Here is a 23,117-nt window from a genome sequence, read left to right as displayed (position 1 = left end):
ACAGTCTGCCTGCGGCGCACAGACGAGAACTGGCGGCCGCCCCGTCGTCGGGGTGGCCGCCAGTTTCAGTGCGCTGCTGGTGTTAGTGCTCCGCTTCCGCGGCAGCCTTCTTGGCGTTTTTCTCGGCGTCCTTCTCGGCGCGCAGAGCCTCCGTGTCGTGCTGTTCCTCGGCTTTTTCCTGGTGGATGACCTGTGCGAAGAGCTTCTCCATCTCCTTGGCCACGCCGGCGGCTGAGGCCGGGTTCTGGCCGGTGACCAGCCGCTCGTCAACCACGACCTTCTCCTCAAAGACATCAGCGAAGACGTGGGTGGCGCCCTGTTCCTCAAGCCGGTCTGCCAGGAAGAACGGGATGACCTTGTCCTTCCCTGCGGCAACCTCCTCTTCGTTGGTGAAGGCGGCCACCTTCCGGCCCTCGACGAGGCGGAACCCGTTTGCCAATTCCACGTTGAGCAGGCCGGCCGGTCCGTGGCAGACCGCGCCCACCAAGCCGCCGGCGTTGTAGACGCTGGCCACGAGATTCTGCAAGCCTTCGCTGTCCGGGAAGTCCCACATCGTGCCGTGGCCGCCCACGAGGTAGACGGCGTCGTACTGATCGGGATCAACGACGTCGACGCGGGCAGTGTTGTAGAGACCGGCGCGCGTGGTCTCGTCCTCCGTGAAGGCGACCTGGATGGGATCTTCCGGGTCCACCACGTCGCGCGGGGGCTGGCCGCCCTGGATGGAGGCGAAGTCGACGAAATGCCCGGAATCCTTGAAGACCTTCCAGGGATGTGCAGCTTCGGCGACGTTGTAGCCTGTCTTCTCTCCGGTATCGCCGATCTCGGAAACGCTGGTCAGTACCATGAGGATTTTCTTCATGAAGTGTTCCTTTCGTCTACCTTCCACCCTACGCCCAGCCAATTCGGGCCCTCCCTCCCCGCCACGTCTGCCGGCGGGGCTGGGTGATCCAGCCTCGCCGTATTCCGGGTCCCTTCTGCTGCCTGGAAGCAGTTGTAGTTGCCGCGAATTTTCGGTTGCCATTTTGGAAATGTTCGGTTTCCCGCACCTCACGCACTATCTTCGCGACGGAGGTTCTGCAGTTTTATGGGATTACCGGCTCCCAGCCATTCCCTACCAGCCATGGCGACCCTAAGCTTTCAATCCGGGGCAGCTGCCTCTAATTGAGACCGGGGGGAAAAATGCCAGATGCATGGACGTGCGACCACTGCGGCGCCAAAACAATCAACCGAAAAGTGGAATCCACCTCGTTGGGTGACCGGGCGAAGAAATTTATAACGGTTCCGGCCAAGTGCAGTGACTCCCAGTGCCCCAACAGCGACCGTCCACAGCAGGGCCTGGAGTGGTGCAGTCCCGCTTGAGTGTCGTGCCCTCGCCGAAGCGCCTGGACGAGTGATGACCGATGTGAGTGCTGCGGGAACGGCGCGCAGCTCCCCATCGAAGGGTTCAGACAAATGTCCCACCCGGGCCGAAGATTCCTGCAGCTGGCTCCATCGTTTTGAGACCATGGAGCCAGCCTTTGCGGAATCCAACTCGATCGGAACACCGAAATGGTCTCTCCCCAGAAAGATGCCCGGGCCAGATCCCAACGCAAGACTAAACGCCATAGCTTTAGCGGGCAATAGGCATCAATTGACTTGAAAATTCGGCCCTAGTGGTTTATGCGTTCACGTGTTTCGAATTCCGGGCCCGCTCCTGGGAAATTCGCGGCAGCGCTTAACCCGCCGGGCTCACCACGTCCTCCAGCACCGTCCGGTCGAAAAAGCGGATCTCCCCCGTTTCCGGAAAGAACACGGGAACGACGGACGTGCTCGGATCCTTCGAGGTTTCATAGATTTCGGGCGCCCCGCCGTGCCTGCGGGCAATGGTTCCGACCAGGTCCGTGCCGCGGACTTTGACGGTCCGGTATTTGTAGCTCATCTGGGCTCCTTTGGTGACGTGGGACACAGCCTACTCCCCGCCGCCCCGCCCGCGCGGGGCGCCCGTCGGGTGCGTCATGGAAGAACCCGGGGCCCGCACTGGTGCACAATGCGTTTATGACCAATGACGCTCCCCGCCCGGTCTACTTCCTTTCGGACAGTACGGGCATCACCGCTGAAACGCTCGGCAACACCCTGCTGACGCAGTTCCCCGCGACCGAGTTTGACCGCATCACGATCCCCTTCATCACCACCGCCGACCAGGCCCGGGCCGTCGTCAAGGTGATCGACCACCGGGCCGCCACCGGTCTGCAGCCCATCGTCTTCTCCACCGCCGTCGGCAGCGACATCCGCCAGACCCTGGGCACCTGCGACGGGATCATCGTGGACCTCATCGGAACCCACGTCGGGCTGTTGGAACAGGCACTGGGCACCGAGGCCAGCGGGGAACCGGGCCGCGCCCACGGACTGGGCAACGCCGCCCGCTACCAGTCCCGGATGGCCGCCGTCGAATACGCCATGGAGCACGACGACGGCCAGAGCCTGCGCGCGCTCGAAAAGGCCCAGGTCATCCTGGTGGCCCCGTCCCGCTGCGGCAAAACCCCCACCACCATGTACCTGGCGCTGCAGCACGGCATCTTCGCCGCGAACTTCCCCCTGGTGGACGAGGACTTTGAACGCGAAGGGCTCCCCAGGCCGCTGCGGCCGTTTGTTTCAAAGTGTTTCGGCCTCACCACCAATCCCCTGCGCCTGAGCCAGGTCCGCACCGAACGCCGCCGGGGCTCGCCCTACGCGTCGCTGCGGCAGTGCGGCTTTGAGCTGCGCAGCGCCGAGCGGCTGTACGTGTCCCACGGGATCCCGTACCTCAACTCAGCCAGCGTCTCCGTGGAGGAAATGGCCGCCACCATCCTCCAAAAAATGAACCTCAAGCACTAGGACACCGGGTCCACAAGTGTTGCGTGGACCACATCATGTGGAAACACCGGCCTAGACCTGTCACTGTGGACAAGACTTGCGCCCATCAACCGGCGATCGCCCCACGCGGGGCAGCGATACCCCATGCCATCATCTGCAAAGGAGCAGCAACCATGACGACAGACATCCTGTGGTTCTCAGAACTCGGTCTCAAGGACCTGGACCGGGTGGGCGGCAAAAACGCCTCCCTCGGCGAGATGGTGCAGAACCTGACGTCTGCCGGCGTCCAGGTCCCCGACGGCTTCGCCACGACGGCCGACGCCTACCGCACCTTCCTAGCCGATTCCGGCCTGGACCAGAAGATCGCCGACCGGCTGGTCGGCCTGGACACCGACGACGTGACGGCCCTCGCGGCCGCGGGCAAGGAAATCCGCGCGCTGATGCGCGAGACGCCCTTCCTGCCGGACTTCGAAGCGCAGATCCGCGCCTCCTACCAGACGCTGGTGGACAAGCACGGCGGCTCCGAGGACCTCTCCTGGGCCGTGCGCTCCAGCGCCACGGCGGAAGACCTCCCCGACGCCTCCTTCGCCGGGCAGCAGGAAACCTTCCTGAACGTCCGCGGGATCGAGAACATCCTGGTGGCCATCAAGGACGTCTTCGCGTCCCTCTACAACGACCGGGCCATCGCCTACCGGGTGCACCACAAGTTCGAGCACGCCGAAGTGGCGCTCTCGGCGGGCGTCCAGCGCATGGTCCGTTCCGACGTCGGCGCCTCCGGCGTTATGTTCACCATGGACACCGAGTCCGGGTTCCAGGACGCCGTCTTCGTCACCTCCTCCTACGGCCTCGGCGAGGCCGTCGTCCAGGGCGCCGTCAACCCGGACGAGTTCTACGTCTACAAGCCCGCCCTGGAGGCAGGCCGCCCGGCCATCCTCAAGCGCGGACTGGGCGAAAAAGCGCTCCAGATGACCTACACCAGCAACCGCGAAATCGGCCACACCATTGACTTCGTGCCGGTGGAGGCCTCCCTGCGGAACCGCTTCAGCCTCACGGACGACGACGTCGAGCAGCTCGCCCGCCACGCCGTCGCCATCGAGAACCACTACGGACGCCCGATGGACATCGAATGGGGCAAGGACGGGATCGACGGCGGCCTGTACATTCTGCAGGCCCGCCCGGAAACCGTGCAGTCCCGCAGGACCTCCGGCAGCCTGAGCCGCTTCCGCCTCAACGGCTCCGGCAAAGTCCTGGTCGAGGGCCGCGCCATCGGCCAGCGCATCGGCGCCGGCAAGGTCCGCATCCTCACCTCGATTGACCAGATGGCCGCGTTCAAGACCGGCGACGTCCTCGTCGCGGACATGACCGACCCGGACTGGGAACCGATCATGAAGCGCGCCTCCGCCATCGTGACCAACCGCGGCGGACGCACCTGCCACGCGGCGATCATCGCCCGGGAACTCGGGATTCCCGCCGTCGTCGGCACCGGCGCCGCCACCGACGTGCTCTCCGACGGACTCGAGGTGACCGTCTCCTGCGCCGACGGCGAAACCGGCGTCATCTACGAGGGCCTCCTGGACTTCAGCGTCGAGGAAACCGAAATCACCCAGCTGCCCGAGGCCCCGGTCAAGGTCATGATGAACGTCGGCACGCCCGAACAGGCCTTCACGTTCGCGCAGCTGCCCAACCACGGCGTGGGCCTGGCCCGGCTGGAATTCATCATCAACCGGCAGATCGGCATCCACCCCAAGGCGCTGCTGAACCTGGACGAGCAGCCGGACGACGTCATCGCGGAAATCCGGGAACGGATCGCCGCCTACGCCAGCCCGCGCGACTACTACATCAAGCGCCTGGCCGAAGGCGTGGCGACCATCGCCGCGGCGTTCGCGCCGGAGCCGGTGATCGTGCGGATGTCCGACTTCAAGTCCAACGAGTACGCCAACCTCATCGGCGGGCCCGCCTACGAGCCGCACGAAGAGAACCCGATGATCGGCTTCCGCGGCGCCTCCCGGTACCTGGAGCCGTCCTTCCGGGACTGCTTCGACCTGGAGTGCGAGGCCCTGTCCTTCGTCCGCAACGAGATGGGCCTGACCAACGTCAAGCTGATGATCCCGTTCGTGCGCACCCTGGACGAGGCCAGCGGCGTCATCGACCTGCTCGCCGAGAACGGGCTGCGCCGCGGCGAAAACGGCCTCGAGGTCATCATGATGTGCGAACTGCCGTCCAACGCGCTGCTGGCCGACGAGTTCCTGGACTACTTCGACGGCTTCTCGATCGGCTCCAACGACATGACCCAGCTGACCCTGGGCCTGGACCGGGACTCCGCCATCGTCGCGAACAGCTTCGACGAGCGCGACCCCGCCGTCAAGAAGCTCCTGAGCATGGCCATCAAGGCCTGCAAGGCGCGCGGCAAGTACGTGGGCATCTGCGGCCAGGGGCCCAGCGACCACGCGGACTTCGCCGAATGGCTGGTCGACGAGGGCATCGACTCCGTCTCGCTGAACCCCGACACCGTGGTGGACACCTGGCTCCGGCTCGCCGGCGCGGCGGCCCCCGCGACGGCGGCCCCCGCCGGCGCGGCAGCCAGCTGACGCGGTCAACTTGCACTGCCAGCTGACGCGGTGAACTGACACCACGTCGGCGGAGACACCCCGGTCCTCGGACCGGGGTGTCTCTTTTGTCTTGCGGCAGCCCCTCCGCCGCCAGCCGCCGGGCCGCCGGGCCGCCGGAATCCCGAGCGCCCGCTGGACGGCTGCACAAGCCGGACCCGGTGTCGCCGTCAATTGCTCCATTGAGCGGCGGCCCTGCACACGGTTAGCTAAGGTCCATCAGCGTTCCGCACCAATGACGTTCAGGACACCACGTGACTTTGCAGCAGGATCGGGCCAACGGCGCCCCCGGACTTTGGCCCGACGTACGAACCGGCGACGGTCTCGAGGACTTCCCGGCCGACGCACCGTGCCCGGACGACTGCCACTTCTGCTCGGGGCCCGAGACAGACTGACGCCTTCCGGGACGCTTTTCGCAGCCCGGTAGAACTCGCCGGTAGAATCAGGGGACAGCCCGCAGCCGGTAGCGCGTCCGCGGGTGCAACCGTGACCGCCGCCGGTGAAGGGAGTGTTCCGTGCGCACAGCCGCCAGTGCACCCTTCCACGCCCTCCGCTCTGCCATGGTGGGACTGACCGTCCTGTCCCTCGCGGCAGGCGCACACACGCTCGCCGGCGGACAGCTGCCCTCCCCCGGCATCCTGCTGGCACTGCTGGCACTGACCGGGCTGGCTTCCACCACCGCCACCCGCCTGAAGCTGAACCTCCCGGCCCTGGCCGGCTTGCTCGGCGCGGGACAACTCGTGCTGCACGAGGCCTTCACGGCCTTCAGCGCCCCCGCTCTTTCCCCCGCCCCGGCCGGCGCAGTGTCCGGACCGGCAGGCGACCTCGCGCACCACGCCGGGCCGGTTCCGTTCGCGGCCATCGACAGCCCGCTCGCGGCGTCGGGACTCGATCCCGGACTTTCCCTGCTGATGCTGGCCGGCCACGCCCTCGCAACGCTGCTCTGCGCCGTCCTCCTCGCCCGGGGCGAGGCTGCCCTGTGGGCCCTGGCTGCGTGGCTGCGCCCGCTGCTCCGGCTCCCAGCCCCGGTGACGCCCGACGCCGTCGCGGTGACGGCAGCCACCGGCTGGCCGGCGGAGTCCGTGCCGCTGCCGTGGCGGAACCTCCGGCGCGATTGCCGCCGCGGGCCGCCCGCCGTCGTCGTCCCTTCCTGACTCCTTTCCCGGCCGCGGCCGCCCCTGTGCCCTGACCTCCTGTGCCCCCTCTGGGGCCCGGACCATCCGCCGCGCCACCCTCCCCACTTTGTGCGCCCGCCGCTGGGCAGCGCACGCCTGAAAGGCAACCCCTGTGAAAACTGCATCCACTTCCCTCCTGCGCCGCACCCTCACCGCCACCGCTGTGGCCGGCGGCACCGCGGCCCTGATGCTCGCCGGGATTACCGGCGCCTCGGCGCACGTCGGTGTCACCCCGGACAAGACCACCGCGAACTCCTACGCCCTGCTGACCTTCGGCATCCCGCACGGCTGCGAGGAGTCCGGCACGACGAAGGTGACCATCACCCTCCCCGCCGAAGTCAACGATGCGCAGCCCACGGTCAACCCCAACTGGACCGCCGCGAGAGTGACGGAACAGCTGGCGGAACCGAAGAAACTCGCGGACGGGACCTCCATCACCAAGCGGACCAGCCAGATCGTCTACACGGCCAAGGCGCCGCTGGAACCCGCCCTCCGCGATGCCCTGGTGCTCTCGGTGAAACTGCCGGACGTCGCGGGGAAGACCCTGTTCTTCCCGACCCTGCAGAACTGCGAGGTCGGTCAGACCGACTGGTCCGAGCTCCCCGCCGAGGGTCAGGACCCGCACTCCCTCAAGGCCCCGGCGCCGTCCGTGACTGTCACGGCGGCTGCCGCGGCCGACGGTCACGGCGCCCATGCCGCCAGCGCGGCGGACACCACCACGGAGACGGTCCGGGCCGCTGCGGTGAGCGACGACGGCGCCCAGGCCCGCAGCTGGGCCGGGCTGGTGGCCGGCGCCGGCGGCCTCGCCCTCGGCGGCCTCGCCCTGGCCCGCGGCCGGGGCAACAAGCCGGCGCCGGTCCGCGTTTCGGCACCCACCTCCGGGCCCGCCTCAGGGTCCAACTCCACGCCCAAGGAGTAGCTGACCTCGATTGATGCCCGGAAATCACAATCCGGGCATCAATCCGGGCCCGCGGTCGTGGCGTCGTTGACTCAGGCCACAACTGACGTGAAGGTTGTGCCATGACGGCTCAGCGAACCAACACAAGACTGGTATTCACGACGGCGGCAGCCGCGGCAGCGCTCCTCCTGACCGGCTGCGCCACCGGCACGCCGCAGGCCCAGACCTCCAGCACCCCGGCGTCCTCGCCCGCCAGCCCCGCCAGCCAGCCCGCCACGGCCCTCGCAACCACGTCCGCCGCCTCGTCGGCCCCCGCGCCGGCGGCATCCACGCCCGCCGCACCCGGGCTGTGCAAGGCCGCCGGACTGACGGGCACCATCGATTCCACCGGCGGCGGCGCGGCCGGCAGCGTCTACATGACGCTGATCCTGACAAACTCCGGCACCGAGCCATGCGTGCTGAAGGGCTTTGCCGGCGTCTCCCTCACCGACGACGCCAACGGCGCCCCGATCGGCGCCGCGGCTGTCCGCGACGAGTCCACACCGGCCGCAGCCGTCCTGCTCGCGCCGGGGCAGGCCGGTGCCGCCACGCTGCGCTACAGCCAGGCGGCCAACCACCCCGACTGCACGATCGCCCCCGCCGCAGGGTTCCGCGTTTACCCGCCCGAAGACACGGCCTCGCTGTTCATCGCCCAGCCCCGGGACGCCTGCAGCGACGCCGAAACCCGGCTGCTCACCATCGGCGTCTTCCGGGCGCAGTAGTCCTGCAGCCGCCGAGGTGAGATTTCGCGCCGATGCCCGTCCGAAACATGGGCGCGAAGTATCACCTCGAAGGGGCACCGTAGCCCCGCAGCTGCCGAGGTGACATTTCGCGCCGATGCCCGTCCGAAACATGGGCGCGAAGTATCACCTCGAAGCAGGCCCGGCGCCCGGATTGCCGCCCGCCATTTCCTGTCGGCGGCTTAAGGCATGATGGAGGAATGAAGGGGCAGGAGCTCGCCGGCGGCACACTTGCGGCCGAGGCCATGGACCGGTTCAGCCGGCCGACCCGGGATTGGTTCCTGGGTGCCTTCGCTGCGCCCACCCCCGCCCAGAACGGCGCCTGGAACGCGATTTCCTCCGGCGCGCACGCGCTCGTGGTCGCCCCCACCGGTTCCGGCAAAACGCTCGCGGCCTTCCTCTGGGCGCTTGACCGGCTGCTAGTCTCAGCCCCCGCCGAACCCGAGGAACTGCCCGGTCTGGACACCGCGAAAGGCACCCGGCGCAAGGCGCCGAAACGTAAGACCAGGGTCCTGTACATCTCGCCGCTCAAGGCGCTCGGCGTCGACGTCGAACGCAATCTGCGCGCCCCGCTGATCGGCATCACCCAGACCGCCAAACGCCTGGACCTGCCCGCACCGCTGATCACCGTGGGCGTCCGGTCCGGTGACACGCCGGCGTCGGACCGCCGCTCGCTGCTGAGCCACCCGCCGGACATCCTCATCACCACGCCCGAGTCGCTCTTCCTGATGCTCACCTCCAAGGCGCGGGAGACGCTGAGCGAGGTGGACACCATCATCGTCGACGAGGTCCACGCCGTCGCGGGCACCAAACGCGGCGCCCACCTGGCCGTGTCCCTGGAACGCTTGGACGCCCTGCTCCCGAAACCCGCCCAGCGGATCGGGCTCTCGGCCACCGTGGAGCCCAAGGAACTGGTGGCGCAGTTCCTCGCCGGCTCGGCGCCGGTGGAGATCGTGGCCCCGCCCTCGAAGAAGACCTGGGACCTGACGGTCTCCGTCCCGGTGGAGGACATGTCCGATCTGCAGGGCGCGGCCGGAGCGTTCGACTCCGGTCCGGCGTCCGGGCTGCAGCCGCAGGCGTCGATCTGGCCGCACGTGGAGGAGAAGATCGTGGACCTGGTGCTGGCCAACCAGTCCACCATCGTGTTCGCCAATTCCCGCCGGCTCGCCGAACGCCTGACCGCCCGGCTCAACGAGATCTACGCCGAGCGGCAGCTGATGGCCGCAGGCGGCGGCGGCGTGGACGGGTTTGGCGCCGGGGCACCCGACTTCGAGCCCGTGCCGGCGGGGGCATCGGCCGGCGGCACTCCGGCCGTGCCGGCTTCCACCGCGACACCGACCTCCACCGCGACACCGGCGCACATGATGGCCCAGGCCGGCAGCACCGCCGGGGCCGATCCGGTGCTGGCCCGGGCCCACCACGGCTCGGTCTCCAAGGACCAGCGGGCCCTGATCGAGGATGACCTGAAATCCGGCCGGCTGCGTTGCGTCGTGGCCACGTCCTCCCTGGAACTGGGCATCGACATGGGCGCCGTGGACCTGGTGGTGCAGGTGGAATCCCCGCCGTCGGTGGCCAGCGGGCTGCAGCGGGTGGGCCGCGCCGGTCACCAGGTCGGCGAGGTCTCCCAGGGCGTCCTGTTCCCCAAGCACCGCGCCGATCTGGTGCACACCACCATCACCGTGGAACGGATGCTTGCCGGCAAGATCGAACGGCTTTACGTCCCGGCGAACCCGCTGGACATCCTGGCCCAGCAGACCGTCGCCGCCACGGCGCTGGGGTCCATCGATGTGGAGGAATGGTTCTCCACCGTGCGCCGGTCGGCGCCGTTCGCCTCCCTCCCCCGTTCCGCGTTCGAGGCCACCCTGGACCTGCTCGCCGGCCGCTATCCCTCCGACGAATTCGCAGAACTGCGGCCCCGGATCATCTGGGACCGCAACGCGGGCACCATCGAGGGCCGCCCCGGCGCCCAGCGGCTGGCGGTCACCTCCGGCGGCACCATCCCGGACCGCGGGCTCTTCGGCGTCTACATCATCGGCACCGAGACGGAAGGGACCGGTTCCTCCGGATCCCCGGGCTCCGCCAGCGGCGACGGCCGGGCGGCCAGTCCGGCCGCCGCGGCAGCCAAGGGCGGCCGCCGGGTCGGCGAACTCGACGAGGAAATGGTCTACGAATCCCGGGTCGGTGACGTGTTCGCCCTCGGTGCCACCAGCTGGAAGATCGAGGACATCACCCACGACCGGGTCCTGGTCACCCCCGCCTTCGGCCAGCCGGGGAAACTCCCTTTCTGGAAGGGCGACTCCCTCGGCCGCCCGGTGGACCTCGGCCGCGCCCTGGGCGCGTTCGTGCGCGAACTGTCCGCGTCCGACGTCGGGCCGGCCACGGAACGCTGCAAGGCCAGCGGCCTGGACGACTTCGCCGCCAACAACCTGATACAGTACCTCGCCGAGCAGAAGCTGGCCACCGAGGTGGTCCCCAGCGACACCACCCTGGTGGTGGAGCGCTTCCACGACGAACTCGGCGACTGGCGGGTGGTGCTGCACAGCCCGTTCGGCATGCCGGTGCACGCGCCATGGGCCCTCGCCGTAGGGCAGCGGCTGCACCAGCGCTACGGGATGGACGGCTCCGCGATGGCCGCCGACGACGGTATTGTGCTGCGCGTGCCCATGATGGAGGACGAGCCGCCCGGGGCCGAACTGTTCCTGTTCGACCCGGAGGAACTCGAACAGATCGTGACGGCGGAGGTCGGCGGCAGCGCCCTCTTCGCCTCCCGTTTCCGTGAGTGCGCCGCCCGGGCCCTGCTGCTGCCCCGGCAGAACCCGGGTAAGCGGCAGCCCCTGTGGCAGCAGCGACAGCGCTCCGCCCAGCTGCTGGACGTCGCGCGGAAGTACCCCACCTTCCCGATCGTCCTCGAGACCGTCCGCGAATGCCTGCAGGATGTCTACGACCTCCCGGCGCTGAAGGACATCGCGGCGTCCATCGAGCGCCGCGAGCTGCGGATCCTGCAGACCACCACCCAGCAGCCCTCCCCGTTCGCCAAGTCCCTGCTCTTCGGCTACGTGGCGCAGTTCCTCTACGAGGGCGATTCGCCCCTCGCCGAGCGCCGGGCCGCCGCGCTGGCGCTGGATTCGACCCTGCTCAACGAGCTGCTCGGCCGGGTGGAGCTGCGCGAACTGCTCGACGCCAAGGTCATCGACGCCACCGAGCGGGAGCTGCAGCGGCTTGCGCCGGACCGGAAGGTGCGCGGGCTGGAGGGGGTCGCGGATCTGCTGCGCCTGCTGGGCCCGCTGACCCCGGAGGACGTCGCTGCCCGGCTCGAACCGGCGGCCGGGCCTGGTCCGGCGGCTGGGCTTGCCGCAGCAGCTGAGCCTACGGCGGCGCCTGAGTCCGGCCCGGAGGCAGCGTTTGGCCCTGAGGCCGGGCTTGCCGGGGCTCCCGAATCGGAGCCGGCGGCCGAGAGCATGGCCCCCGTCGCCGATGCCACCACGCATCTGGTGGCGCTCCAGCGCGCCAACCGCGCCATCAAGGTCAACATCGGCGGCGCCGAACGCTACGCCGCGGTGGAGGACGCCGCACGGCTGCGCGACGCCCTCGGCGTCCCGCTGCCGATGGGTGTGCCGCTGGCCTTCATCGAGCCGGTCGCTGATCCGCTGGGCGACCTCGTCTCACGCTATGCCCGCACCCACGGCCCGTTCACCTCCTCGGAGGCCGCCGCCCGGCTGGGACTCGGCGTCGCCGTCGTCGGCACCGCGCTGAAGCGGCTCGCCGCGGACGGACGGGTGGTGGAAGGCGAGTTCCGCCCGCACGCCGCATCCCCGGCTCCGGCCCCGGCGCCAGCTCCCGGAGCCGACGGCGGCGGCGCGGGCTCCAGCGACGCCGGGACCCCGGGCACCGCCGCGCCCGCGGCGCCGTCGCTGGCGGGCGTCAGTGAATGGTGCGATGCCGAAGTCCTGCGCAAGCTCCGCCGCCGTTCGCTCGCCGCACTGCGCGCCGAGGTCGAGCCCGTGGATGCCGCCGCGTACGGCCGCTTCCTGCCGGCCTGGCAGAACGTCCGGGTCCCGGGCAAGCGCGGGCAGTCGGCGCTGCGGGGACTGGACGGGATCATCACGGCCGTCGACCAGCTGTCCGGTGTGCCCATTCCGGCCTCCGCGTGGGAACCGCTGGTCCTCGCCAGCCGGGTGTCCGACTACCAGCCCGCCATGCTGGATGAGCTGATGGCCGCCGGTGAGGTGCTCTGGTCCGGCGCCGGCGCGCTCCCCGGCAACGACGGCTGGATCAGCCTGCACCTGGCCGATGCGGCCGAGCTGACCCTGAACCCGGCCATCGACTTCGAGCCCGGCGATGCGCAGCAGCGGCTGCTGGACCACTTGCGCAACAACGGCGGTGGCTACTTCTTCCGGCAGCTGACGGACGTTGCCGGCGGTATGGATTCGGTGCTCAGCGACCAGGACGTCGTCTCCGCGCTGTGGGACCTCGCCTGGGCGGGCCGGATCACGGGCGATACCTTCGCCCCGGTCCGGGCCATGATTGCCGGCGGCCACACCGCGCACCGGCAGGTCTCCCGGGCCCCGCGGGCCCGGGCCCCCCGGTTGAGCCGGCTGGGACGCGCCCACGGGACCGGTCTGCTCGGATCCCCGGGGCTGACCGGGGGCCGGTACGGTTCCGCGAGCGGCGCGGCGGCCACTCCGCCGCTGGCCGCCGGCCGCTGGTCCGCGCTGCCCGCCCCCGAACTGGATGCCACCATCCACGCCCGGGCCACCGCGGAACTCCTGCTGGACCGGTACGGCGTGGTCACCCGCGGGTCCGTCATGGCCGAGAACATCCTGGGCGGCTTCGGACTGATGTACAAGGTCCTGGCGCGGCTGGAGGAAGCCGGACGGTGCCGCCGCGGCTACTTCATCGAGCACCTGGGCGCGGCACAGTTCGCCGTCCCCGCGACCGTGGACCGGCTGCGCTCCTACGCCGAGGACACCCAGCTCCACAAACCCGAGCCGGTGGCCCTGGCGCTGGCCGCGACGGACCCCGCCAACCCCTACGGCGCCGCCCTTCCCTGGCCTGCACTGAACGTCGAAGCGGGAACCGGCCACCGTCCGGGCCGGAAGGCCGGCGCCCTGGTGGTGCTCGTCGACGGCGCCCTGGCCCTCTATGTGGAACGCGGCGGCAAGACCCTGCTGGCCTTCAGCGAGGACACCGAGGTCCTGGCCGCGGCCGGCGCCGCCCTGGTCGGCGTGGTCACCCGGGGCGCGGTGGACAAACTGATCATGGAAAAGGTCAACGGCCACGGCATTCTCGACACACCCATCGCCGCCGCCCTGGCCCACGCCGGTGCCTACTCCACGCCGAAGGGACTGAGGATCCGTGCCTGAGGGCGATTCAGTGTTCCGCGCCGCCGCCCAGTTGCATGCCGCGCTGGCCGGCCAGCAGCTCATCTCCTCCGACTTCCGGGTGCCCCGGTTCGCCACGCTCAAACTGGGCGGTTGGACCGTGACGGAGGTGGTCCCCCGCGGCAAACACCTGCTCATGCGGCTCGAGGGCCCGGCCCGTGCCGGTGACGGCGGCATCCCGGCGGCACCGGACCGCCTGACGATCCATTCCCACCTCAAGATGGAAGGCACCTGGCAGGTCTACCCGCCGGGCGGCCGCTGGCGGAAGCCGGGGTTCACCGCGCGTTGTGTGCTGCGCACCGCGGCGGCAGACGCCGTCGGGTTCTCGCTGGGCATCCTCGAGGTGGTCCGCACCTCCGAGGAAGATTCCGTCGTCGGCCACCTCGGTCCCGATCTGCTGGGTCCGGACTGGGACCTGGCCGAGGCGGAGCGGCGGATCCGTGCGGCGCCGGACGTCCCGATCGGCGTCGCACTGCTGGACCAGCGGAACCTCGCCGGGATCGGCAACATCTACCGCTGCGAGGCCTGCTTCCTCTCCGGCGTGCACCCGGCGGCACCCGTCTCGGCAGTGCCCGACGTGGCGGCCATGATCACCGACGCCAAGGTGCTGCTGGAGGCCAACCTGGGAGCCGGGCGCCGGACCACGGTCCTGAATCGGCGCGGCGCTGTGGTCGGCCGGAGTTCCGGGCTGCCCGGTTACTGGGTCTACCGGCGCGAAAACCAGCCGTGCCTGAAGTGCCGGACGCCGGTGCGGCGCGGAGTCCTCGCCAAAGCCACCGGCACCGAAGAGCGGGACATCTACTGGTGCCCGACATGCCAGCCGCTGCCGGGGCCCGCTTAGTTCCACTCCGCGGTTCGTGCCGCGGCGGCCTGGCTGGCAGCGCCAGGCTGCGGCGGCCTGGCGCGCGGCGCCCTAAGGTGCGGCGCCCTAAGGTGCAGCGGCTATAGGTGCGGCGCCCAAGGTGCCGCGACCGCGGGATCGGCTGCCGCCGCCGGCTGCCCGGACTTCTTCAACTCCGGCACGGTGAACCGCGGCAGCAGGAGTTGCACCAGCGGGCCGATGGCCAGGGCGTAGAGCACGGTCCCGATGCCCACGGAGCCGCCGAGCAGCCAGCCCGCGGCGAGGACCACAATCTCAATGCCGGTCCGGGACGTCCGGACCGACCAGCCGGTCCGGCGGGCGAGTCCGGTCATCAGGCCATCCCGCGCACCGGGACCCAGCCGGGCACCGATATAGCAGGCGGAGGCGATCCCGTTGAGAACGATGGCGCCGGCGAGCATGCCGGCCTGCCCGCCAAGGTGGGAGAACTCCGGGATCAGCGCCAGCCCGACGTCGGCGAAGACGCCCACCAGCACGGCGTTGCACAAGGTGCCGAAGCCGGGCCACTGCCGCAGCGGAATCCACAGGAGCAGCACCAGGAAACTCACGATCACCACGACCGTGCCAATGCTCAGCCCGGTCTTGATCGCGAGGCCCTGGTGGAACACGTCCCAGGGGTCCAGGCCGAGGCCGGCGCGGATGAACATGGCCAGGGATATGCCGTACATGGCGAGGCCGATAAGGAGCTGGAGGAGCCTGCGGGTCATCATGAACCCCATCCTCCACGAAAACTGGCATTGCATTCCATAGCCAGTTTGAAATACTGGCTTTATGTCTGGATCCCTGAACCCCAGTTCGCTCGCCCGATTGCTCGGCGAGTGGAACCTCGGCGCGGCCCCCGCGTACCGGGAGCTCGCCGACGTCGTCCGCCTGCTGGTCCTCGACGGCCGGGTGCCGCTGGATGTCGCGCTGCCCAGCGAACGGGCCCTGGCCGCGACGCTCGGCATCAGCCGCACGACCGTCACCGCCGCCTATTCCCTGCTGCGCGAGCAGGGCTTCCTCAGCAGCGGCCAGGGCAGCCGGGGCCGGACGTGCATCCCGCAGTCCGGTCCGCCGGGCGGCCACAGAGGCGGCGGTGCGCATCTCAGCGGCGCTCCCGGCCTGGCCGTTCCGGACGGAATCCTCGACCTCGCCTATGCCTCGCTGCCGGCCAGCGGCGAGGTGGTGCACCGGGCATTCGCCTCCGCGCTGACTGAACTGCCGGCGCTGCTGCCCGGTTTCGGCTATGACGCGCTCGGGGTGATCCCGCTGAGGGAGGCCATCGCCCGGCACTATTCCGCAGCCGGAGTGCCCACCACCGCGCGGCAGATTCTCGTGACGTCCGGCGCGCAGCACGCGCTGAACATCGTGCTCCGCACCCTGGCCGGCCGGTCCGACAAGGTCCTGGTGGAGCATCCGAGCTACCCGAATGCGCTCGACGCCATCCGGGCCGCGGGCTGCCGGCTGGTGCCCGTGGCCATGCCCGCCGCTGTCCACCCGCACCCCCGGTCCGGGGCTTCCGGCGGCCGTCCGGGCTGGGATCTGGAGGCGATCGAGACCGCGCTGAGGCAGCAGCGGCCCGCCATGGCCTACGTGGTCCCGGACTTCCACAACCCCACCGGGCGGCTGATGCCGGATTCCCAGCGGCGCCGGCTGGTCCGTGCCGCCGCCGCAGCCGGCACCGTGCTCGTTGTGGACGAGACGCTCCGGGAGCTGAACCTCGACGGCGTTGACTCCACGCCGCTGGCCGCCTTCAGCCCCGCCGTTGTCTCCATCGGCTCCCTGAGCAAGTCGCATTGGGCCGGGCTCCGGACCGGCTGGATCCGGGCCGAGGAGCCGCTGATCCAGCGGTTCGCCGCCGCGCGCACCACCATGGACCTCGGCGGCCCGGTGGTGGAACAGCTCGCGGCGGCCCATCTGGTCAACGCACTCGCCGAACCGCTCCCGGCACGCCTGGCCTCCCTGCGCGACAACCGGGACGCGCTGCTGGAGCTCATCGCCGGACGGCTTCCGGGCTGGCAGAGCGAACGGCCCGACGGCGGCTTGTCCGTGTGGTGCCGCCTCCCGGCCCCGATCAGCACAGCCCTCGCCGTGGTGGCCCCGGACTTCGGCATCCGGCTGGCGGCCGGACCCCGCTTCGGCACGGGCGGCGCCTTCGAGCACTATCTCCGGGTGCCGTTTACGCTCCCGCCGGAGCAGCTCGAGACCGCGGTGGCGGCGCTGCGGTCCGCCCAGGACAAGCTGGAGGCGTCCCCGCAGCTGCGGCGCAGCCTCGGAGCCCCGCCCGCGGCCGCCATCGCCTGACACCCGCCGCCGGGCACCCGCCCAAGGGCCGCGGTGGGTGCGCTGGTGGGGCCCGGCGACGCGGAAACTACTCCACGACGCGCAAAAGTCCTGGCGCGCCCTTACTCCGGCGTCGCCAGGACTTTTGCGTGTCGGCCTGGGTTTTGGGTGTCGCCGAGCAGGCCTCGCGTCGCCGGCACGTTTGCGTGTCGCCCGGGATTTCCGGTGTCGCCGCAGGCCGCCCCGCCGCCAGAAGGTGCGGGCGGGTTAGGCGTAGACCTTCCCGAGGAACCCGCCCCATGCCTTCGCCGTGGATTCGGAATCCCCGCCGCCGCTGAAATCGTGGACGGTCATGCCGACCGTGGCGCCGAAGGCATTGCGGCCGAAGAACCGGTACAGCGTGTCCGCGGTGCGCAGGCCGAGGAAGTTCTCGTTGGCGAAGTCCACCTCCCCCGCGAGCTGGCCGACGCCGTCGAGCTCCAGCTCCACGGTGCTGCCGGGCTCCGCGCCTTCCACGCCCAGGGCCTTCCTGAGCCGCACAAAGCCGTCCGGCGCCGCCGAGGCGGCAGGTGCCTGGATGTCCGTGAACACCACCGGCTTGCCGTCAAAGTACTTCAAGTACTGGCCGAGGGTGTGCAGGTAGAACTCGGTGTGCTTGGAGGCGCCGTCGTACTGCTGGTCCCAGTTCTCGGTGAAGATGCCGCTGTGGACGTAGTGCAGCCGGGCGCGGCCCCCGTCGAGCGGTTCCAGCACATGCTCCAGCTGGTTGAACCAGCCGTCCGGGCCCTCCATCCGCGAGACCAGGTGGCGGGGGTAGTCCTCGACGGGCCGCACGGCCGGCCACTCGTCGGTGGGGAACATCCAGCCGGCCTCGTTCTTGGTGACCGCCTCCCAGACGCGTTCCGGGGTGGCGGGCAGTTCCGTGTCAACGATGATTTCGAAGTTGCGCTTGTCAGTCATTGTCCTGCTCCTTAGCTGATGGGTGTGTGGGTGGCGCCTTGTGTGGTGCCGTTTTCAGTGTTGGGTGAAGCGCGACGACGAGGCGGTGCTTGCGTCCGCCGCCCGCGGTGGTGCTCTCCGCCGGTACCCCCGCTACGCCGTCGTGGTATTTGTCCACGAGCCGGGTCACCGCGACGCCCAGTTCCTCGGCGAACGCGGCCCGGTCCGCGGCGGTGCGGAAGGTGATCTCGCCGTCGATGGCAAACGTGGCGAGGTGCTGTTTGGCTGCGACGGCGCCGGTGATGAGCTGGCCCATCTCCTGGACCATGCGGCTGGCGAGCGCCAGCAGCCAGAAGGCCGAAAACCGGTCGGAGAACCGGTGCGGGTCCGGGGCCACGGAGGCCAGCGCCGCCGGGGAAATCAGGTACGAGGCGGCGCTGGCCTGCAGGATGCGCTCCGTGACGTTGCCCTTGCGGCGCTCCGCCACGAGCTCCACCAGCCCGTGGCGTTCCAGGGCCTTCAGGTGGTAGTTGACCTTCTGGCGCGGCAGGCCCACTTTCGCGGCGAGCTGTGTGGCCGAGCCGGGTTCGGCGAGCTCCATCAGGATGCGGGTCCGGATCGGGTCCAGCGAGGCCTCCGCCGCGGCCGGGTCTTCGATCACTTCGATGTCCAACATGCTTCCAGTGTGGCCACCGACAGTTTTATTTGTCAAGAACTTTTTAACCGTCGGAGGGATGGTGCGCCGGGTCCGTGCGCCGAGGTCTCCGGAGGCCTGCTGGCTCGCCGGCGGCTTACGGCGAAATCGAATGCTTCCGGCGATCTCGCCGCGGGCCACCGGCGGGCGGGGCGGGGCCGGCAAAGTAGAATGGACCGGTGATGCAATCCCCCCTGCCCGTGCGCGACGGCGTCAACGCGACCCGCCTCCGCCTCCCGGACGAGGGGCCCTGGGACACCGCAATGGACTACATGATGCACCGCTGGGGCCATATCGACCCCCAGGGCATCGAGGACCGCTTCGACGCCGGCGAGATCGTGGGCGAGGCCGGCATCGCCCTGGACCGCGCCACCCCGCTGCGGAACCACACCTTCATCTGGTACTACCGCACCCTGCCGCCGGAAGTCCGGATCCCGGTGGAACTGAACATCCTGCACCAGGACGACCACCTCCTTGTAGTGGACAAGCCGCACTTCCTGCCCACCACCCCCGGCGGCACCTACATCCAGGAGTCCGCGCTGGTGCGGCTCCGGAACCAGCTGAACCTGCCCGACCTCATTCCCATGCACCGGCTGGACCGCATGACCGCCGGGATCCTGCTGCTCTCCACAAATCCCGAGACCCGGGGCAAATACCAGGTGCTCTTCGAAAAGCGCCAGGTCCAGAAGGAATACGAGTGTGTGGCCGCGGCCCGGCCCGCGCCCGGGCACCCCGCCGTCGACTTCCCCGTGGTGGTCCGGAATCGGATGACGAAGTCCCGCAGCTACCTGCTCGCCGAGGTGATCGCCGGCGAGCCCAACGCCGAAACCCGGATCGAACGGCTGCAGACCTTCCCCGGACCCGGCCCAGACACTCCCCCAGGGAAGGTCCCGGGTACCGGGGACGACGGCGCCGCCGGTCGCCGTGCGCTGTACCGGCTCGAGCCGCACTCGGGCAAGACCCACCAGCTCCGCGTGCACATGGCCTCCCTGGGACTGGGGATCGTCAACGACGCCTTCTACCCTGAGCTGCTGGACAAGGCGCCGGACGATTACTCGAAACCGCTCCAGCTGCTCGCGCGCGGGATCCGGTTCGCCGACCCGATCACCGGCAAGCCGGTGGAGTACCGCAGCGGGCTGGAGCTCAGCGAAGCCCGCTGAGCGGCCGCAGGAAGCTAAGCCCGACGCCACGGACGGGCGGCAGCCCGGAAATGAGGTACCTTGTGCCCATGGACTTCGGCAGCGCAGACGGCTGGGGGGACGCGATCTATTTCTGGATCATCCCGGTTGTTATGGGCGATGCCCTTTTCCCGCCCCTCCCCTCCGAAATGGTGGTCATCACCGGCGGCGCCCTGTCCGCCGTCGGGCGCGCCAACGCCTTCCTGGTGGTTTTCCTGGCCGCCGCAGCGTCCTGGCTGGGCGACATCCTGGTGTTCCAGCTCTTCAAGCGGCGCCTGAGCCATACCCTGGACCGCTGGCGGTGGGGCCGGTCGTTCCATCAGGCCGTCCACACCGCCATCGCGAAAGCCGGCCGGTCCACCACCTACGGGGCGATCATCGGAATCCGCTTCATCCCGGGCGGACGGCTGGCGACAACGGCCGCCGCCGGCATCGCCAACGTCTCCACCCGCGGATTCAGCCTCTGCGCGGCCCTCGGCGGCCTCCTCTGGGCCGTCTGGTCCGTCAGTCTCGGCTATGTCACCGGCGCAGCCACCGGGCTGCCGTTCTGGGCGAGCTCCCTGATCGGCGTCGGCGTCGGGGTCCTGGTCGGAGTCATCCTGGGCGTGATCGTCACGCGCAGGCGCGGCAACCGCTCCCCCGTCGTGGACGGACCCGACGAGGAACTCGACTTCTGAAGCGGGCGGAACCCGACTAGACGGGCGCCCAGCGGCCGCGGTTGCGGCGGAGCACCATCAGATGGCCGGTCACCGCCACGCGTTCGACGGCGTCGCGCATCATCGCGGCCGACTCGAGCGCCTGGCGGTTCTCGCTGCTGTACGAGGTGGGCTCGACCAGGAAGCGCAGGTTCAGTTGCGGAACCCCGCCGGCCAGGTCCAGCTGGTTCGCCTCGACGTGGTGCCGCGTCTCCAGGGCTTCGACGGCAGCGGCCATCACGGACTCCGGCGGGTTGCCCGGCTTGAGCCCGGTGATCTTCAGTCTGGTCTGGAACGACGGCATGGAACAACCCTAGATGAAGCGGTACGACCGGGCCCGCTAGCCACCAGTGCCGGGGTCGGGGTTCCTCACCGGAGCCGTCCAGCGTTCCTCAATATGGCCGAACCGCCACACCCCCATGGCCAGCACCCAGGTGCCCAGGAACAGGGCGACAACCGTGTACCCCACCGAGTCCAGGTCGATGCCGCCGATTGCGGACAGCGGGCCCGTGCTGATCCCGGCCCGTTCCACGAGGATTGACACCAGTTCGATGGAGCCGATGCCCAGTGCCACGGCCACCGACAGCGCCGTTATGACGATGTTGTAATAGATCCGGCGGACCGGCCGGGACACGGCCCAGCCGTAGGCGAAGTTCATGAGGCACCCGTCCAGGGAGTCCAGCAGGCTCATCCCCGCGGCAAAGATCACGGGCAGCGTCATGATCGCGTACCAGGGCAGTGCGGAAGCCGCGGCGCCGCCGGCCAGAATCAGGAGGCTGACCTCGGTGGCGGTGTCGAAGCCGAGCCCGAACAGCAGTCCGACGCCGTACACGTGCCACGGACGGGTCACCAGCCGTGTGACCCGGCCGAACACCCGGTACAGCACACCCGGCGGGGGCCCCTGCCCTGCCAGGTCTGCCCCGGATTCTTCACTCTTCCGCATCCGCGCTACGGACCGGATAATGCCCCGCAGCACCACCAGGTTCAGGACGCCGATGCCCACCAGGAACACGCCGGAGACTGTGGTGCCCACCAGGCCCAGAAAGGAATGGAGCTCCGACGTTCCCTCGGCGGCCGGGTCCGCCAGGCTGCGGATTCCGGCCGCCAGCAGCGCGCACAGGCCGAACACTATGCTCGAGTGGCCCAGCGAAAACCAGAAACCCACGGACATGCTGCGCTTGCCATCGGCACGGAGCTTGCGGGTGATGTTGTCGATCGCGGCGATGTGGTCGGCGTCGAATGCGTGGCGCAGGCCCAGCGTGTAGGCGGCTACGCCGAGGCCGATGCCAAAGACTCCGGTGGAACCGACGGGGACGTTTCGCGGGTCCGCCACCCCGGCCAGGACGCCCCAGCCCAGGACGTGGAGGAAAGCGACGAACATGACCATTCCGCCGACCGATGCCCACTCCCGGCCTGAAAGGGCACTGCGCGCGCCGCGGATTCGGCCCTGGCGCGTAACCTCCGGTTGCTCCATGATCCAGCCTCGGGTTCCCCTTGCGGTCCCGCTGCCGCGTCGGCATGGCCGCTTTAGCGGCAGTATACGCCCGCGTAACTTCGGGTGGTTGTGTTTTATCTGGCCCGCGCCTATCTTGGCAGGAAGGAGTGCCGCCATGCACGAACTCTCTATTACCCAGAGCCTTGTTGAAGCCGTCCTCGACCGAACCGGCGAGCGGAAAGTCATTGCGGTCAACGTGCAGGTGGGCCCCCTGTCCGGTGTTCTCCCGGATGCAATGCGCTTCTGCTTCGACGTCGCATCCGCGGGCACCCCTCTGGACGGCGCCCAGTTGATGATCGACGAACCGCGCGGCCTGGCCCGGTGCAGAAACTGCCACGACGAGTTCGAACCGGCCGACCTGATCCTGCTGTGTCCCTGCGGAAGCGCCGACGTCGAAATCCTCAGCGGCCGCGAACTCATGCTGATGTCGGTGGAGGTGGCGTAGCAAGTGTGTACAACATGCGGATGCGGCGACGAAACGAACGTCAGGGTTTCCACACTGCAGGAATCCTCAAGCGCACCGCTGCCCGTGCACCCGCACGACCATTCCCACGGGCACACACACGACCACGGTCCGGACCACGAGCACCCGCACGTTCACAACCCGGAAACCATCCCGCTGGAACAGAGCCTGCTCGCGAAAAACGAGCTGCTCGCGGCGAGGAACCGGGGCTGGCTGGAAGGCCGGGGAATCCGCGCGCTGAACGTGATGAGCTCCCCGGGGGCGGGCAAGACCACGCTGCTGGTCCGCACCCTCGCCGACCTGGGCGAGCGGTTGCAGGCCGGCGTCGTCGAGGGCGATCAGGAGACGTCCCTGGACGCGGACCGCATCCGTGCGGTGGGACGGCCCGTCGTCCAGATCAACACCGGTGCCGGCTGCCATCTGGACGCCGACATGCTCCGGCGGGGGCTGGACGCCCTGGATCCCGGAACCGGGTCCACGGTGTTCATCGAGAACGTGGGCAACCTGGTCTGCCCCGCCCTGTTTGACCTCGGCGAAGCAGCGAAAGTAGTAGTCGTTTCCGTGACGGAAGGTGATGACAAGCCGCAGAAATACCCGCACATGTTCAGGGCAGCCGATCTGGTGATCATCAACAAGTCGGATCTGCTCCCCTACGTTGATTTCGACGTCGACGGGTTCCGGCGCAGGGCCCGTCAGCTCAATCCGCGCACCGATTTCCTGGTCCTTTCGGCCACCACCGGCGATGGCCTCGCCGGCTGGTATGACTGGCTCGGCGGAACCAGTTCCCGGTCAGCCACTTTGACTGGATCTTTGACGGACACACTGAGCCCCTAAAGGGCC

The 23,117-nt window shown here is 69.4% G+C and carries 19 protein-coding genes; 12 read left to right on the top strand and 7 right to left on the bottom strand.

Annotation, left to right across the window (positions count from 1 at the left end; genetic code table 11):
* Window positions 1-82: 82 nt before the first annotated feature.
* Both J2W14_RS10620 and J2W14_RS10615 read right to left on the bottom strand, forming a co-directional pair.
* On the bottom strand, window positions 83-859 hold the full coding sequence (locus J2W14_RS10620) for a type 1 glutamine amidotransferase domain-containing protein (protein ID WP_307462154.1): 777 nt from the start codon (window positions 857-859) through the stop codon (window positions 83-85).
* A gap of 855 nt (window positions 860-1,714) precedes the next feature.
* Window positions 1,715-1,918, bottom strand: a complete 204-nt coding sequence (locus J2W14_RS10615; protein WP_307462152.1) for a hypothetical protein — start codon at window positions 1,916-1,918, stop codon at window positions 1,715-1,717.
* Between the two features lie 116 nt (window positions 1,919-2,034).
* On the opposite strand from J2W14_RS10615, the gene J2W14_RS10610 reads away from it, so the two are divergent.
* From J2W14_RS10610 to J2W14_RS10580, 7 genes are all read left to right on the top strand, one after another.
* Window positions 2,035-2,853 (top strand): pyruvate, water dikinase regulatory protein, encoded by an 819-nt coding sequence (locus J2W14_RS10610; protein ID WP_307462149.1) that lies wholly within the window; start codon window positions 2,035-2,037, stop codon window positions 2,851-2,853.
* Window positions 2,854-3,005: 152 nt separating this feature from the next.
* Window positions 3,006-5,420 carry a phosphoenolpyruvate synthase gene (gene ppsA, locus J2W14_RS10605; RefSeq protein WP_307462148.1) on the top strand — a complete coding sequence of 805 codons (2,415 nt, stop codon included), beginning with the start codon at window positions 3,006-3,008 and terminating at the stop codon, window positions 5,418-5,420.
* A gap of 533 nt (window positions 5,421-5,953) precedes the next feature.
* Entirely contained in the window at window positions 5,954-6,592 is a 639-nt protein-coding gene (locus J2W14_RS10600; RefSeq protein WP_307462146.1) for a hypothetical protein, read from the top strand.
* Between the two features lie 133 nt (window positions 6,593-6,725).
* Window positions 6,726-7,532 (top strand): YcnI family copper-binding membrane protein, encoded by an 807-nt coding sequence (locus J2W14_RS10595; protein WP_307462144.1) that lies wholly within the window; start codon window positions 6,726-6,728, stop codon window positions 7,530-7,532.
* 101 nt (window positions 7,533-7,633) lie between these two features.
* The gene (locus J2W14_RS10590) at window positions 7,634-8,272 is read left to right on the top strand and encodes a DUF4232 domain-containing protein (protein ID WP_307462142.1); all 639 of its coding nucleotides are present in this window, start codon (window positions 7,634-7,636) and stop codon (window positions 8,270-8,272) included.
* A 218-nt stretch (window positions 8,273-8,490) separates the two neighbouring features.
* Entirely contained in the window at window positions 8,491-13,653 is a 5,163-nt protein-coding gene (locus J2W14_RS10585; protein ID WP_307462140.1) for an Lhr family ATP-dependent helicase, read from the top strand.
* On the top strand, window positions 13,646-14,512 hold the full coding sequence (locus J2W14_RS10580) for a DNA-formamidopyrimidine glycosylase family protein (RefSeq protein WP_307462137.1): 867 nt from the start codon (window positions 13,646-13,648) through the stop codon (window positions 14,510-14,512). Before J2W14_RS10585 ends, J2W14_RS10580 begins: the two co-directional genes overlap by 8 nt.
* A 101-nt stretch (window positions 14,513-14,613) precedes the next feature.
* Here J2W14_RS10580 and yczE read toward each other — a convergent pair whose 3' ends face one another.
* Window positions 14,614-15,261, bottom strand: a complete 648-nt coding sequence (gene yczE, locus J2W14_RS10575; protein ID WP_307462135.1) for a membrane protein YczE — start codon at window positions 15,259-15,261, stop codon at window positions 14,614-14,616.
* A 61-nt stretch (window positions 15,262-15,322) separates the two neighbouring features.
* Here yczE and yczR point away from each other — a divergent pair, with 61 nt between their 5' ends.
* Entirely contained in the window at window positions 15,323-16,834 is a 1,512-nt protein-coding gene (gene yczR, locus J2W14_RS10570) for a MocR-like transcription factor YczR (protein WP_307462134.1), read from the top strand.
* 246 nt (window positions 16,835-17,080) lie between these two features.
* On the opposite strand, the gene J2W14_RS10565 is transcribed toward yczR, so the two are convergent.
* Together J2W14_RS10565 and J2W14_RS10560 are read right to left on the bottom strand one after the other, a co-directional pair.
* Entirely contained in the window at window positions 17,081-17,773 is a 693-nt protein-coding gene (locus J2W14_RS10565; protein ID WP_307462129.1) for an SRPBCC domain-containing protein, read from the bottom strand.
* The gene (locus tag J2W14_RS10560) at window positions 17,766-18,428 is read right to left on the bottom strand and encodes a winged helix-turn-helix domain-containing protein (protein WP_307462126.1); all 663 of its coding nucleotides are present in this window, start codon (window positions 18,426-18,428) and stop codon (window positions 17,766-17,768) included. The genes J2W14_RS10565 and J2W14_RS10560 overlap by 8 nt, the downstream gene beginning before the upstream one ends.
* 200 nt (window positions 18,429-18,628) lie before the next feature.
* Here J2W14_RS10560 and J2W14_RS10555 point away from each other — a divergent pair, with 200 nt between their 5' ends.
* On the top strand, window positions 18,629-19,606 hold the full coding sequence (locus tag J2W14_RS10555) for an RluA family pseudouridine synthase (protein ID WP_307462373.1): 978 nt from the start codon (window positions 18,629-18,631) through the stop codon (window positions 19,604-19,606).
* A gap of 68 nt (window positions 19,607-19,674) precedes the next feature.
* Window positions 19,675-20,301 (top strand): DedA family protein, encoded by a 627-nt coding sequence (locus J2W14_RS10550; RefSeq protein ID WP_307462123.1) that lies wholly within the window; start codon window positions 19,675-19,677, stop codon window positions 20,299-20,301.
* A gap of 16 nt (window positions 20,302-20,317) precedes the next feature.
* On the opposite strand, the gene J2W14_RS10545 is transcribed toward J2W14_RS10550, so the two are convergent.
* On the bottom strand, window positions 20,318-20,623 hold the full coding sequence (locus J2W14_RS10545; protein WP_307462120.1) for a hypothetical protein: 306 nt from the start codon (window positions 20,621-20,623) through the stop codon (window positions 20,318-20,320).
* Window positions 20,624-20,659: 36 nt separating this feature from the next.
* Complete coding sequence (locus tag J2W14_RS10540) at window positions 20,660-21,793, bottom strand: HoxN/HupN/NixA family nickel/cobalt transporter (protein WP_307462118.1); 1,134 nt, start codon at window positions 21,791-21,793, stop codon at window positions 20,660-20,662.
* Window positions 21,794-21,929: 136 nt separating this feature from the next.
* Between J2W14_RS10540 and J2W14_RS10535 the strand changes: the two genes are divergently transcribed.
* Window positions 21,930-22,259, top strand: a complete 330-nt coding sequence (locus J2W14_RS10535; protein ID WP_307462115.1) for a hydrogenase maturation nickel metallochaperone HypA/HybF — start codon at window positions 21,930-21,932, stop codon at window positions 22,257-22,259.
* A gap of 3 nt (window positions 22,260-22,262) precedes the next feature.
* Window positions 22,263-23,111, top strand: coding sequence for a hydrogenase nickel incorporation protein HypB (gene hypB, locus J2W14_RS10530; protein ID WP_307462112.1), 849 nt, complete (start codon window positions 22,263-22,265; stop codon window positions 23,109-23,111).
* The last annotated feature ends 6 nt before the right edge of the window (window positions 23,112-23,117 follow it).

It is taken from the genome of Pseudarthrobacter oxydans (genome assembly GCF_030812335.1).
GTDB lineage: Bacteria > Actinomycetota > Actinomycetes > Actinomycetales > Micrococcaceae > Arthrobacter > Arthrobacter oxydans_B.
The sequence above is the reverse complement of the archived record's forward strand: the minus strand, read 5'-3'. Positions and strand labels throughout refer to the sequence as shown.